Here is a 12,588-nt window from a genome sequence, read left to right as displayed (position 1 = left end):
GTCAGCCGCGCACCGCGTCCGACATCGGCTCCGACGTTATCGGATAACCGAGGTCGTCGGGGATGCAGAGATGCTCGACGCCGTCGCGTATCTCGGTCCACGGCGTGACGGTGCGGATAGGATGCGCGCGGGCGTTAGCGACCGCGGCGTCGAAATCGGTGAATTGCGCGAGGCGTTCGAGATTGCGGCGGGTCGGGAAGATGATCGTCGCGCGTCCGGCATCGGTCTCGGCGAGAATGTGCGCCGCGGTGGCCCAGAACAGACGGACGTTTTCGGTCTCGTCGACCCGCGCCGCGGGAGCGTCGGCGGGCAGGCGGGCGAGATAGAAGCGCGTGTCAAAGATGCGCGCGTGGGCGTGCGCTGGCCGCCAGCGGGCGAAATATTCCAGTGCATCGAGATCGAGGGACGTGGCTGCGTCCGCCAATGCTTCACCGAACGCGGTTCCGGCGTGGAGAGCGGCGCGCAACCGCTCGAAGGCCTGGATGGAGGGCATCGGTGACAGGCCGATCGGCAGCCCGGCCTCCTCGATCGTCTCACGGATCGCGGCGATGCGCGCGGCGGTCTCGTCGTCGGGGCGGCCGAGCATAGCCGCCAGCGCGTGGTCGCCGGGATCGACGCGGCCGCCGGGGAATACCAGTGCTCCGCCCGCGAACGCCATCGCCTTGGCGCGCTCGACCATCAGCAGTTCCGGGGGGCCGGCTGGCGTGTCGCGGAAGATGACGAGCGTCGCGGCGGGGATGGCGGGGGGAAGCGCGTCGGTCATTGGCTTTGGTAACGCGCGAGGGCGGAATCGGGTAGCGTCGTGGGGGCGTTGGCGTTTCGGTGCTAGGGATACATGCGATCCGGCGCGGTTAACCTTGTTCTCCCGCGAAGGCGGGAGTCCAGTCTGGGTCCCCGCCTTCGCGGGGAAACTGGGAGACGCTCGGTTGTAAGCTGTCAGTCTGCGAGCATGGCGGCGAGTGCGGGGGTTAGGTATTCGCACGTGGTGCCGCCGATTTCGGTGATGAGGCGAGCGGCGATGCCGTGATTTCGCGCAAGGTCGAAGCCGTCCGGGCCGAGCACGGTGAGTGCGGTCGCCCAGGCGTCGGCGTCGAGCGCGGTCTCGTGGATGACGCTGGCGGAGACGACGCCGGTGTCGATCGGGCGTCCGGTGCGTGGATCTAGCGTGTGGGCGCCGCGGCGGTAGTCGCCGGAGGTTGCTACTGCCTGACCGTGCAGCGCGATTCTGAGCGGGGGGAGTGTCAGGCCGGGCGGGCTTTCGAGGTCGACCCACCAGGGGTCGCCGTCGGGCCTGATCCCGCGACCGACGAGTTCGCCGCCGATCTCGACCAGTGCGTTCGGGATACCCGCGTCGTGCAGCAGGTCGGCGACGGCGTCGACCGCGTGGCCCTTGGCGATCCCCGACAGGTCGAGTGCGGTGCCGCCGGGTTGGTGAAGATGCGCGCCGGTGGCGGCGAACGAGAGGCGAGACCAGCCTGATGTCGCGCGGGCCATCTCGATTTCGGGTATGCTAGGGGGGCAAGCGACGGGGACGGGGCCGAAACCCCAGGCATCGACGAGCCTGCCGATCGCCGGATCGAACGCGCCACCGGTAGCCTCCGCGATCGCCAGGCTGCGCGTCACGACGTGCGCGAAGTCGCGTGGGAGCGTCGTCCAGGTGCCGCCCGGCGACCGGTTGAAGCGGGACAGGAGCGAGTCCGGTGCCCAGTGGCTCATCTCGGCGACAATCCCGGCCAGCCGCGCGACGATCGCGGCGCGGATCGACGACGGATCGGTGCCGGGGGGCGCAGCGAAGCGCGCGCTCCACGACGTCCCCATCGTCTCGCCGTGCAGATCGAGCACCATCGCCGACGGATCGCGCGCCGCGAACGCCGCGGCGTCGATCGTCGGCGGCAGCGCGATCCTCATGCCGCCAAACTCATGCCGCACGCCTCAGGGCGTGAGCACTTCGAGCGTCGTGACGTAGCTCATCCGGCGTTCGGTCGCACGCGGGCTCGTTGCCTTGGCGTCGGTCAGCGTTGCGTTGAGCCAGTACATCCCGGCGGTCGGCCACGAGACGCTCAACACGCCGTCAGCGCCGGTGGTCAGCTCGCGTGCGCCCTCGTCGTTGCGATAGCGTTTGCCGCCTGGAATCACTGTCACCTTCAACCCCGCCTCGGGCTTGCCATCGACCAGGAAGCGGAACTTGGCGGTCTCGCCCGCGACCAGTTCGTCGGGGTGGGTGATCGGTGCGAACTCAAGGCCCTTGCCGGTCGGCTTGAAGACGGTGGTGGTCGGCGCGCCGGCGGTCACGAAGATCTCGTTGCGGCCCGATACCTCGGTGACCTTCACGTCAGTCGCGTTGGCGGGGATGTCGGCGACGGTCAGCGGGGCGGGCGCGTTCGGCTGCGGCGGACCGCGACGGCCGCCGAGGCGCTTCTCGACGCCATCGACCTTGAAGCTGCCCATGACGGCGGACATCTGCGTGCCGATCTTCCACGTGCCGGGCTTGTCGAGCTTGACGTCGAACACCGAGCGATAGCGCCCGGTCGCACCGTTCTGCAACGCGCCTTCGCTGCCGTCGGGCTGCCACACCTTCATGCCGTCGAGGCGGAGCGGCTGGTGATCGAAGAAGAACAGGTCGTTCGAGACCGCGGCGTCGACCGTCACCCAGCCATCGGTCCCTGAGAACACGGTGGCCGACGGCAACAGCCACATGCGGTGCGCAGACAGCGCGGCGGGGATCGACAGCAGCGCAGCGGCGGCCATCAGGCGTGCAACAAAAGGCTTCATGCTGTGATCCTTAGCGGGCGGAGATGGCGACGGCGCCGAGCTCGGTCTTGCCCGTGGTGCGGGCTCCGGCGGTAAGCGGTACGGAGACGAGTTCGCGACCACCGGTCTCGCGCGCAGCCTCGACATTGAGGACATACTGGCCGGGTTTGACGTCGGCGGGCAGGGGGATGGTGTACTGGCCCGGCGTCCGCGTCGCGCCGCTGACGCCGTCGGCGGGCATCGTCATGCTGCGGCCGCCCTTGCGCCACCATGCGCGCAGGTCCGCGAGCCATTTGGTACCGGGATCGTTGCCGCGCTTCTTGAGGTCGTACCAGACCGCCAGCGTCCGCGGCGCGCCGCCGCCGACCGGCTCCAGCCATACCGCGACATAGGGGCGATGATATTCGGCGACGTCGAGCCGCGGAACCGTGATCGTCACCGCACCGGGCGGCGCTGCAACCGCAGGCGACGACAGGGCAGGCGCGGTGATCGCCCCGCCGAGCAACAGGAACGCGGTAGGACGCATGGCGAAACCCCTCAATGGATGAACAGTATGGCGAGCAAGACGGGAAGCGCGAGTCCGGCCGCGACGATCGGCCAGGTCGAGGGCCGGTGCCGCGCGTGGAGTTGCAGCAGCAGGAGCCCGGTGAGCGTGAAGAGGATGCACGCCCCTGCGAAGACGTCGATGAACCAGAACCACGCCGCGCCCGCGTTGCGACCCTTGTGCAGGTCGTTCAGATACGAGATCCAGCCACGATCGGTGGTTTCCGCGGTGATCGCGCCGGTCGCGCGCGCAATGCTGACCCAGCCGTCGCCGCCGGGGCGGGGCAAGGCGACATAGGCGTCGCTATCGGACCATTCGACGGGCTTGCCGGCGGGATCGAGCCCGACCGCGTTCGCGACCGCCTTGGCGACGGGAACGGGGAGCGGCGCGTCGGCGGTATGCGGTGCGCTGAGCATGTGGAGCAGCGAGCGCGGTAACGTCCCGCTTTTCTCCACGACCACCGGTTTGGCACCGATCGACGCGGCGTGATTGAGCGTGATGCCGGTGATCGCGAACAACAGCATCGCGGTCAGCGACAGCGCCGCGCTGATCCAGTGCCAACTGTGCAATTGCTTGAGCCACCAGCTTCGCCATTTGCGTTTGCGCTTGGCGATCGTCGCGGGCGACGGGGAAGTTTGGGACGCGTTCACGCTGATCCGCCTATCGGCTCGCAACAGGCAGATCAAGGCTATTGAGAATAGTTAGCAGAAAAGGCGGGTGGTGCTTCGACGTTTCGTACGTCGAGGCACCAGCGATCAGCCCCCGCGGCGCGCGCGTTCGGCCATTTCGTTCAACTGCACGACGGCTTCCGGAAAGCGATGATCGGCTTCGGCATTGCGCAACGGCCGAACACGTTCGACGAGTATCTCGTTAGGCGTGGGCTGCTGCGTCCAAAGCGCCATGACCTCATCCGCAAACGCCTCCAGCGGCATGTAGCCGGGGCGCGTTTCCTGCCCGGGGGTAAGACCGGTCTGCACGCCGGGGGGCGCGATCTCGACCACCTCGACCTTGCCGTCCAGGACGCGACGCAAGGACACGGTGTAGGAATGGATCGCCGCCTTGGTCGCCGAATAGGTGGGTGCGGCGGTCAGTGGGACATAGGCGAGCCCGGACGTCAGGTTGACGATCGTGCCGCCGGACTGTGCCGCAAGATGATCGACCAGCGCATTGGTCAGCCGGATCGGACCCAGCAGATTGGTGACGATCGTGGCCTCCGCATCGGTCAGATCACGGCGGGTCGCGGCGTCCTCCAGCTTCATGATGCCGGCATTGTTGACCAGTACGTTGAGTGCGGGATGTTCGGCGACGACGCGCTTGGCAAAGTCCTCGATCGCGGCGGGGTCGTCGATGTCGAGCGTGATCGCACTCATGTTCTCCCGCCCTGCGATCGCCTCGTCGAGCGCTTCCTGACGTCGGCCGGCAACGATCACCGCGTTGCCCGCATCGTGGAGACGCTGCGCCAGCGCGGCGCCGATACCCGACCCGCCGCCGGTGATGAGGATAGTGTTGCCGGTTGGGTTCATGGTGCGTCTCCTGATGATAGCGGCCGTACAACGCAGGCGATGCGCGTTCGGTCCCCATCGTCCAGGGGGCGGCTTCTACATAGCCTCGACCGTGCCCACCGACGCAGGATGGCGGCGACTGCGCGTGGCAACCCTACGAACGCTGACGACGACCGCGATCAGCCCGAGAGCCGACGAGACGGCACCCGCCATCGCCACCGCCGGATACCCGAACCCTGCCGCGATCACGCCACCGCCGACTGCCGCGCCGATCGCGTTGCCCAGGTTGAACGCGCCGATGTTCATCGCGGATGCGAGGTTGGGCGCGTCCGCCGCGGCATGCATCACGCGGATCTGCAGCGGCGGAACGAGCGCGAAACTCGCGATACCCCAGAGGAAGATGAGGATCGCGGTCGGAATCTTGAACGGCATCAGCAGTGCGAACACGATCAAGATTGCCGTCAGGGAGGCGAGCGTGACGATCAACGTCCGGTCGACCGAGCGATCGGCGAAACGGCCGCCGAGCCAGTTGCCGAGCGTTAGCCCCAGGCCGTAGGTCACCAGCATCGCGGTGATGTAGCCGAGCGAGGCGTGGGTCACTTCGCGCAAGATCGGCGTGATGTAGGTGAACACGGTGAACATCGCGCTCGCGCCCACCACGGTCAGGCCCAGCGCGCCGAGCACGGGGCCCCGTGTCAGTACGCGCAGTTCCGCCATCGCATCGCTGCCCTCGGGCGCAGGCAAAGCCGGCAGCGTCAGCCGCAGCGCCGCCATCGTCGCCACGCCGAGCGCCGATATGCCCCAGAACGACGCGCGCCAGCCGAGATGGTCGCCTGCCCAGGTCGCGAGCGGCACGCCGACGACGTTCGCGATCGTCAGCCCCATGAACATCGCCGCCACCGCGCCCGCGCGTCGTTCCGCCGGTACGAGGCTGGCCGCGACGATCGACCCGACGCCGAAGAACGCGCCGTGGTTGAACGAGGTCAGGATCCGCGCGGCCATCAGCATGCCGTAGCCGGTCGATACCGCCGCGAGCAGGTTGCCGATGGTGAAAATACCGGCGAGGGCGATCAGCAACGTCCGCCGCGGCACCCGCCCGGTGGTAAGCGTCATCAACGGCGCACCGATCACGACACCGAGCGCATAGGCGCTGATCAGCAACCCCGCGGTCGGGATCGACACGCCTAGATCGGTCGCGATGACGGGAAGCAGGCCCATCGGCGCAAATTCGGTCACGCCGATGCCGAACGCGCCGACGGCGAGGGCCAGCAGGCCGGGATTGAGTTTCATGATGTCGTTCCTCAGACCAGCGCAGGGTTCAGCCGGGCGAAACCCTCTTGCTGGCGATAGGGCGTATGGGGGTAGGGTGGCAGCACATCGCTGGCCGTATCGAGCATAGCGACCTGTGCGACCGTCAGTTCCCAGCCGACCGCCCCCAGATTGTCGCGCAACTGGGCTTCGTTGCGTGCGCCGATGATGACGGACGATACGGTTGGGCGGCGCAACAGCCAGTTGATCGCGACCTGCGGCACCGTCTTGCCTGTCTCCGCCGCGACCGCCTCGAGCGCGTCGATCACGCGGTAGAGGTGCTCGGCCTCGACCGGCGGTGCGAATTGTTCGGTATCGTGCAGGCGGCTGCCCGCGGGGATCGGCCGGTCGCGCCCGATCTTGCCGGTCAGGCGACCCCAGCCAAGCGGGCTCCACACCAGCGCGCCGACTCCCTGATCCGCGCCGACCGGCATCAGGTCTGCCTCGTACGCGCGACCGATCAGCGAGTAATAGACCTGGTGCGCGACTAGCCGCGGCGAGCCGTGGCGGTCGGCGATGCCTTGCGCCTTCAGAAGCTGCCAACCGGGATAGTTGGACACGCCCGCATAGCGGATCTTGCCCGCAGCGATCAGCGTGTCGAGCGTGCCGATCACCTCCTCGGTCGGGGTCGATGCATCGAAGGCGTGAAGCTGGAGCAGGTCGATGTAATCGGTTCCTAACCGCCGCAACGAATCCTCGACCGCGCGGATCAGTCGCGACCGGGACGCGCCCCAGTCCTGCGGGCCGTCACCCATCGGCAGGCCGGTCTTGGTCGAGATCAACACCCGGTCGCGCCGCCCCCTGATCGCCGCGCCGAGCACGGACTCCGAGGCACCGTTGGAATAGACGTCGGCGGTGTCGAACAATGTCACGCCCGCCTCCAGGCAGACATCGACCAGCCGCCGTGCTTCGGTCTCGTCGCTGCGTCCCCACGCGCCGAACAACGGCCCGGTGCCGCCGAAGGTCGCGGTGCCGAAGCTCAACACGGGAACGCGCAAGCCCGATGATCCCAATTGCCGATAGTCCATGTGCGTATCCCCGATGTTCGCGTTGGTGCATAGATGGACGGTATGGTGCCCCCTTATTAGACGATGTGACGGCGAAGGATTTGTGACGTGGACGCAAAGATCGGGATAGGCGCCGACCGGGCCCGTGCGCTGGAGATCTTCGCGACGGTGATGCGCGAGGGCAGTTTCTCGGGGGCTGGTCGCGCGCTGGGGCTGACGCCATCGGCGGTGGCGCGGTCGATCGACCGGATCGAGACACGGCTTGGCGTGCGGTTGCTGCTGCGCTCGACGCGGGCCCTGACGCCGACCGTCGAGGGGCAGGTCTATCTGCAGACCGCGCGGCGGATCCTCGCCGACCTGGACGACGCGGAACAGCAGATCGCGGATCAAGGTGCGCCGCGCGGGCGGCTGCGGATCAGCGCCGCGCTATCGCATGGGCGGTTGTGCATCGTGCCTCTGCTGGGCGAGTTCGCGCGTTCGTATCCGCATATCCTGGTCGATTTCGCACTAACCGATACGCTCGTCGATGTCGCGGGCGGGCAGGCGGACGTCGCGGTGCGCTTCGGTCCGCTGGCCGACAGCCTGCTGACCGCGCGCAAACTGGGCGAAAGCGGCCGCGTCATCGTCGCGGCGCCCGACTATCTCGCACGGTGCGGGACGCCGATGGTCCCGGAAGACCTGCACGCGCACAATTGCCTCAACTTCAACTTTCGTCGCGTCGAACCGGTTTGGCCATTCCGCCGCGACGGGCAGGATATCGCGTTGTCGGTGAAGGGCAATATCGAGGCGAACAACGGCGAGACGCTGGGCCAGCTTGCCTGTGCGGCGGTCGGGATCGCGCGTGTCGGCGCGTTCAGCGTCGTCGACGACATCGCCGCGGGACGGCTCGTGCCCGTACTGGAGGACTTCAATCCAGGCGATGTCGAGCAGATCCACGCGGTGTTCGTCGGCGGCACGAACACGCCGGCGCGCGTGCGCGTGTTCGTCGATTTCCTCGTCGCCCGACTTGCCAGTTAATCGGGACGGTTAGCGCTCGATCGAGAGTACGCGGGCATAGCCTTCTAGTAGCAGCGCGCGGTCTCGCGTCAGGATTGTCCCGGCAGCCGCCTCCATCGGGACGTACATCGTGCCGCTGCGGGTGGCGTAGATAGCAGTTCGCGCCCTGTCCTCGGCATCCCGGAAGGTGATCCAGGCCCTTTGCGATTGGCGCAGGGATTGCGCTGCCGGGGCAGGGAGCCGCCGCAGCAGTGCCGCGTACGCAAGGTTCATGCGCCGATCATAGTCGCGCAGCGCTGTAGCTTGGCATTCGGTCTGGCCGGCGGTGGAGGCGTTGGCTTCGCGCTCCAGGCAACGCGCCAATCCGGTGCCGGTAGGATCGGCCGACGGCATTGCGGCAAGGTCGGCGGGCCATGCCAGCAGCGCCAGTAGAAGCCATGCGCGGGTCATCGGTTCGCCTCGATGCGGGTCGATCCGCGGCAATCTGTTCGATAGAAAAATGGGCCGGTGTTACCCGACCCATTTCACTTAGTTGCTGTCGGAGTTGTTGTCGTCTTCATGGTCGACGATCAGGTACGTCACACCAGCGACGATGCCGACGCCGATGATCAGCGGAACAATGCTCACGCCGGTGAGATTGCTTGCCTTCTTCGACGACGTGCCCGCACGAACCGGCGACGCCACCGAGAGCGACTGTGCCGAATTGGCGACAGGCGCGGCGCTGGCCGCAACTGGCAGGGCAGTCATGGCGACGGCGGACGCGCCGAGAATCAATGTTTTAATCATAAGTCACTCTTCTCATGGAACAGCCGTTGCGGCTGCGGGGCACCAACGATTCCAGACCGCGTGGGTTCCTGATGATAACATGTCCGGATCGGACGGATAATTGTATCGGTTATCGATGCGGACTAGTTGCTTACGATGAGGAGAATTCGACGCTCAAACCCAACCGATTTGGTTTTGAGATACTTGACGCGTATTTCTCAAGTGCCTCGGACGATGTTCTAATTAGCTGAAATATTTGTATAAGACGGTCGGTCCGGTGTTGCTTGCGCATCCGCATGGAAGGTGATGGCTTCGCAGAGCGCGTGCGTCGCCAGGATGTCTGCAGCCGGGGTGGGGCGTTTCTCTCGTACTGCCGTCAGAAAGTCCGCGCACATGTCCTCGAAGCCACGCTGACGTCCGACGGAGGTCCAGTCACCGCGCCGGTGGTGGCACTCCGTGCCTGCGGAGCGCACCAGTTCCGACATGTTCCGGACCGACTGCCGCACGCCGTTACCGATCACGTCCAGTCGTTCCTCATCGAGTCCGCTATCCCGGTGCATCGTGCCGATGGCCGTAAAGCCGTCACCGGCCAGCATCAGCGTCACCGCCTTGAGCAGCCCATGCTCAACATGAGTCTCGATCGTGCGGCGCAGTATTGGGGCAGGTGCCAGAAACAGCAGCGTGTCGACGACATGGATGAAGTCGTCGAACACCACTTTGCGCGGCGTGTCGGCCTGTCGGTGACGGTGCTTTTCCATGACGATCAAATCCGTGTCGGCACCACGAAGCGCCGCATAGTCCGGGGCAAACCGGCGGTTGAATCCTATTGTCAGGAGGGTTTCCTGGCGTTCCGCCAGCGCCACAAGCTGTTGGACTTCGGCAAGATTGTCGGCGAGCGGCTTGTCGACGAAGGTGGGGATACGCCGCTCCAGCAACAGTCGAACGAGCGCAGGATGCGCGCTGGTGGCCGCGTGGATGAACGCCGCGTCGAAGGTCGCCGCCTCCAATGCATGCTCTACGCTGGCATGAAGGTGAGGCACGCGGAACGAACGTCCGGCTTCACGGAGAACCCGCTGGTCGCGTGTCGCCAGATGGAGTTCCAGTTCGGGGTTGGCCGCCAGCACCGGCAGATATCCCTTGTGAGCGATGTCGCCCAATCCCGTCACCAACACGCGCATCGCGATCTCCGATCTGTCAATTCCGGTGCGCTAGATACCGCAATCGCGCTTCGTGCCGATACGTGGCTTCGCGGGGCTGACGATTTACGCAGTCGCCACAGAACCGACCCGGCCTTGCGACGTTGGACAGGGAAAGGAGACCTGAAATGCTGATCCTAGCGCTTGCCCTCACCCTAGCCGGCTCGCCCGATCTCGACCGCTGCCTCAACACCGGGGAGGCCGCGCAGGGTATCACCCCAGCGATGGCGGCCTGTTTCGGCGCCGACCACAAGCGGGCCGATGGGCGACTGAACAGGACCTATGCCGCCACCATGAAACGGTTGCCGTCTGCGCGTCGCGCCGCATTGCGCACGTCGCAGCGCGCCTGGATCAAGCAGCGCGACGCCGCCTGCCCGCTCGACCAAGGCGACGGCGTCGGCACGATCGAACGCCTGAACCATCCCGCCTGCCTGACCAAGCAGACCGATCGGCGCACCGCGTGGCTTGCGCGCTACCGCTGATGTGATCCCTGCCACAGCCGTTTGGAAGCGGAGCGGGGTCGGAGAGGGTCTTCAATTCGGTGAGATTCTCTATCCGGGCAATCCGGTCCTCAGCATGACGCTGTTCCAGCCAACGGCGCACCGGGAGCGGGCCGAACGGCCCGGATCAAGCCGCTAGCATGCTGATCGTGGCGCGGTTGCGGCCGTCACGCTTGGATTGATACAGTGCCATGTCCGCCGCCTGGATGAGTGTCGCGCCGTCCCGGTCCATGGCGTCGGACCAGGTTGCGATGCCGAACGACATGCTGGTCGAGCCCAGCGTGCGGTTGCCGTGCCGGACGGCCAGTTCCGCAATGGCGCGCCGCACGGTCTCGACGCGACCGGCAAGCGCTTCCGCGGTCGTGCCCGGCGCGATGATCGTGAACTCCTCGCCGCCGAAGCGGCAGATGACATCGCCGTCGCGGAACCGACTGCGCATCTCCGCGGCGACCATCTGCAGCACCGAGTCGCCGGCATCGTGGCCGAACTCGTCGTTGAACCGCTTGAAATGATCGATGTCGCACATGACGAGGCTGAGCGGACTCCCCGCGCGCAAGGATCGGGCGATCTCCAGCTTGAGCGTTTCTTCCATGTAGCGACGATTGAACAGGCTGGTGAGCGGATCGCGGATCGTCTGCTCGCGTAGCGATCGCTGCAAGCGGTGGTTGACCAGCGCGGATGCGATGTTCTCGGTCAGCACGTTCATCCGGAAGCGGTTCTCGGCTCCGATCCGTCCCTGGAGATAGAGCACGCCGATGACCTCGCCGCCCGCGAGCAGGGGTTCGCAATGATACACCTCGTTCTCCGCGACATGCCCGCAGACGATCTCGCGGCTGGGGTCTTCGACGGAGTGGCTCTGGCCGCGACGCAGCGCCCAGCACCGCTCTGGCGCAAAGCCTTCGATCGGCACGGTAATGCCGCCCCAGCTCGCGACGGGGGCAAGGCAATTACGCGAGTTGTTGTGCGCGTACAGCGCACCGGGGATGTCGGGAAGCACCTGCGGTACGAATACCCGGACGATCTGCGCCAACTCATCGTCGGTGCGCGCGGCCTGCATGCGATGCGCCATGCCGCCGAGCAGTTCGATCACCTCGCCGCGTTCGCGAAGCGACTTCGTGTTCTGCTCGAGTTCGGTGTTGACGATCTGCAATTGCCGCTCGCTGGTGCCCTGGTCTGCGACGGCACCCCTTAATCGGTCGGCCATCGCATTGTAGCCGACGGCAAGGCGGGTGAATTCTCGCGATCCCATCGCAGTGTCGATGCGGGCGTCCTGTTCGCCGCTGCCTAGCGCGGTCATCGCTCGCATCATGGTCGCCAGCGGGCGGCGGATCGCCCGGACGAGCAGCGCAAAGCTGCCGACGACGACGAGTGCGACGGCGATCGCGCCGAGTATCGCCAGTCTCTTGCCGCTTTCCAGCCGCTGAACCGCTGCGTCCTGCCGCGTGGACTGGAGCGCGCGTTCCTCATCGAGAAAGCCCTGTGCGCGCACGCTGATCGCATCCATCAGTTCGCGACCGCGGCCACTCGCGATGACCGCGACCGCGCCTGAAAAATCACCCCGGCGGGCAAGATTCAACGGTTGCAGCAAAATAGTGGAGCGCTCCTTCATCAGCAACGCGATTTTCTGCGCCCGTGCATGCTGAAGCGGATTGTCGTTGGTCTGTTCAACGACTCGGGCGATGGTTCGGGCAGCGCTATCCACAAGTTCGGCGTACGACCGAGCATAGGCTGGATCGCGCGTGATGACGAAGCCACGCTGGCCGGATTCGGCCTCGCGCAGATCGCCCAGCGCCGCCTCGGTCGTCTCGATGATCCCAGCGGAATGCGCGGCCCAGTGAACGCTCTGGCTGGCCTGATACGACGCATCGGCAAGGAGCCCCGCCAAAGACGCCAACGCGAGGAGGACTATGAGCCCGATCGCGGTGATACGCGCTGTCAGCGATACGAACATCGCGGCATGCTTATCCCCAAGAGCTTAGCGTTTGGTTACGCTGCGAGGGACCGGTCTTGTTTCGTCCG

14 protein-coding genes are annotated in these 12,588 nt (G+C 66.3%); 2 read left to right on the top strand and 12 right to left on the bottom strand.

Translation table 11 applies throughout. The features are described 5' to 3' along the window. Position 1: 1 nt before the first annotated feature. The 8 genes from ASE82_RS15830 to ASE82_RS15795 form a co-directional block, all read right to left on the bottom strand. Positions 2–763 carry an NUDIX hydrolase gene (locus ASE82_RS15830; RefSeq protein ID WP_056065320.1) on the bottom strand — a complete coding sequence of 254 codons (762 nt, stop codon included), beginning with the start codon at positions 761–763 and terminating at the stop codon, positions 2–4. A gap of 173 nt (positions 764–936) precedes the next feature. Then, positions 937–1,908 carry an FAD:protein FMN transferase gene (locus ASE82_RS15825; protein ID WP_235524752.1) on the bottom strand — a complete coding sequence of 324 codons (972 nt, stop codon included), beginning with the start codon at positions 1,906–1,908 and terminating at the stop codon, positions 937–939. Between the two features lie 24 nt (positions 1,909–1,932). Continuing rightward, positions 1,933–2,772, bottom strand: a complete 840-nt coding sequence (locus ASE82_RS15820) for a DUF4198 domain-containing protein (RefSeq protein WP_056065318.1) — start codon at positions 2,770–2,772, stop codon at positions 1,933–1,935. Between the two features lie 10 nt (positions 2,773–2,782). Then, positions 2,783–3,277 carry a DUF2271 domain-containing protein gene (locus ASE82_RS15815; protein WP_200910736.1) on the bottom strand — a complete coding sequence of 165 codons (495 nt, stop codon included), beginning with the start codon at positions 3,275–3,277 and terminating at the stop codon, positions 2,783–2,785. Between the two features lie 11 nt (positions 3,278–3,288). Beyond that, positions 3,289–3,945: a PepSY-associated TM helix domain-containing protein gene (locus ASE82_RS15810; protein WP_056065314.1), complete on the bottom strand. Its 657-nt coding sequence runs from the start codon at positions 3,943–3,945 to the stop codon at positions 3,289–3,291. A gap of 105 nt (positions 3,946–4,050) precedes the next feature. Beyond that, a complete protein-coding gene (locus tag ASE82_RS15805) occupies positions 4,051–4,818 on the bottom strand; it encodes an SDR family oxidoreductase (RefSeq protein WP_056065312.1) in 768 nt (255 codons plus the stop codon). A gap of 75 nt (positions 4,819–4,893) precedes the next feature. Continuing rightward, a complete protein-coding gene (locus ASE82_RS15800) occupies positions 4,894–6,087 on the bottom strand; it encodes an MFS transporter (protein ID WP_056065310.1) in 1,194 nt (397 codons plus the stop codon). An 11-nt stretch (positions 6,088–6,098) separates the two neighbouring features. Further along, complete coding sequence (locus ASE82_RS15795) at positions 6,099–7,133, bottom strand: aldo/keto reductase (RefSeq protein WP_056065308.1); 1,035 nt, start codon at positions 7,131–7,133, stop codon at positions 6,099–6,101. A gap of 87 nt (positions 7,134–7,220) precedes the next feature. On the opposite strand from ASE82_RS15795, the gene ASE82_RS15790 reads away from it, so the two are divergent. After that, positions 7,221–8,129, top strand: coding sequence for a LysR family transcriptional regulator (locus ASE82_RS15790; RefSeq protein ID WP_056065306.1), 909 nt, complete (start codon positions 7,221–7,223; stop codon positions 8,127–8,129). 9 nt (positions 8,130–8,138) lie between these two features. Here ASE82_RS15790 and ASE82_RS15785 read toward each other — a convergent pair whose 3' ends face one another. From ASE82_RS15785 to ASE82_RS15775, 3 genes are all read right to left on the bottom strand, one after another. Further along, the gene (locus ASE82_RS15785; protein ID WP_082441568.1) at positions 8,139–8,558 is read right to left on the bottom strand and encodes a lysozyme inhibitor LprI family protein; all 420 of its coding nucleotides are present in this window, start codon (positions 8,556–8,558) and stop codon (positions 8,139–8,141) included. Positions 8,559–8,636: 78 nt separating this feature from the next. Then, entirely contained in the window at positions 8,637–8,894 is a 258-nt protein-coding gene (locus ASE82_RS15780; RefSeq protein ID WP_056065305.1) for a hypothetical protein, read from the bottom strand. A gap of 218 nt (positions 8,895–9,112) precedes the next feature. Beyond that, positions 9,113–10,051 carry a Gfo/Idh/MocA family protein gene (locus ASE82_RS15775; protein WP_082441566.1) on the bottom strand — a complete coding sequence of 313 codons (939 nt, stop codon included), beginning with the start codon at positions 10,049–10,051 and terminating at the stop codon, positions 9,113–9,115. 146 nt (positions 10,052–10,197) lie between these two features. Here ASE82_RS15775 and ASE82_RS15770 point away from each other — a divergent pair, with 146 nt between their 5' ends. After that, the gene (locus ASE82_RS15770; RefSeq protein ID WP_056065303.1) at positions 10,198–10,551 is read left to right on the top strand and encodes a lysozyme inhibitor LprI family protein; all 354 of its coding nucleotides are present in this window, start codon (positions 10,198–10,200) and stop codon (positions 10,549–10,551) included. A 145-nt stretch (positions 10,552–10,696) separates the two neighbouring features. On the opposite strand, the gene ASE82_RS15765 is transcribed toward ASE82_RS15770, so the two are convergent. Further along, the gene (locus ASE82_RS15765; protein WP_082441564.1) at positions 10,697–12,520 is read right to left on the bottom strand and encodes a diguanylate cyclase; all 1,824 of its coding nucleotides are present in this window, start codon (positions 12,518–12,520) and stop codon (positions 10,697–10,699) included. Positions 12,521–12,588: the final 68 nt, after the last annotated feature.

Origin of the sequence: Sphingomonas sp. Leaf230 (assembly GCF_001421745.1) — a bacterium.
Classification (GTDB): domain Bacteria; phylum Pseudomonadota; class Alphaproteobacteria; order Sphingomonadales; family Sphingomonadaceae; genus Sphingomonas.
This window is presented reverse-complemented; position numbering and strand designations above follow the sequence as displayed.

Coding starts and splice junctions, on each gene's coding strand:
- ASE82_RS15765 (WP_082441564.1), bottom strand. CDS start 12,520: ATGTTCGTATCGCTGACAGCGCGTATCACCGCGATCGGGCTCATAGTC.
- ASE82_RS15780 (WP_056065305.1), bottom strand. CDS start 8,894: ATGATTAAAACATTGATTCTCGGCGCGTCCGCCGTCGCCATGACTGCC.
- ASE82_RS15805 (WP_056065312.1), bottom strand. CDS start 4,818: ATGAACCCAACCGGCAACACTATCCTCATCACCGGCGGCGGGTCGGGT.
- ASE82_RS15795 (WP_056065308.1), bottom strand. CDS start 7,133: ATGGACTATCGGCAATTGGGATCATCGGGCTTGCGCGTTCCCGTGTTG.
- ASE82_RS15785 (WP_082441568.1), bottom strand. CDS start 8,558: ATGACCCGCGCATGGCTTCTACTGGCGCTGCTGGCATGGCCCGCCGAC.
- ASE82_RS15825 (WP_235524752.1), bottom strand. CDS start 1,908: ATGAGGATCGCGCTGCCGCCGACGATCGACGCCGCGGCGTTCGCGGCG.
- ASE82_RS15775 (WP_082441566.1), bottom strand. CDS start 10,051: ATGCGCGTGTTGGTGACGGGATTGGGCGACATCGCTCACAAGGGATAT.
- ASE82_RS15770 (WP_056065303.1), top strand. CDS start 10,198: ATGCTGATCCTAGCGCTTGCCCTCACCCTAGCCGGCTCGCCCGATCTC.
- ASE82_RS15800 (WP_056065310.1), bottom strand. CDS start 6,087: ATGAAACTCAATCCCGGCCTGCTGGCCCTCGCCGTCGGCGCGTTCGGC.
- ASE82_RS15830 (WP_056065320.1), bottom strand. CDS start 763: ATGACCGACGCGCTTCCCCCCGCCATCCCCGCCGCGACGCTCGTCATC.
- ASE82_RS15815 (WP_200910736.1), bottom strand. CDS start 3,277: ATGCGTCCTACCGCGTTCCTGTTGCTCGGCGGGGCGATCACCGCGCCT.
- ASE82_RS15820 (WP_056065318.1), bottom strand. CDS start 2,772: ATGAAGCCTTTTGTTGCACGCCTGATGGCCGCCGCTGCGCTGCTGTCG.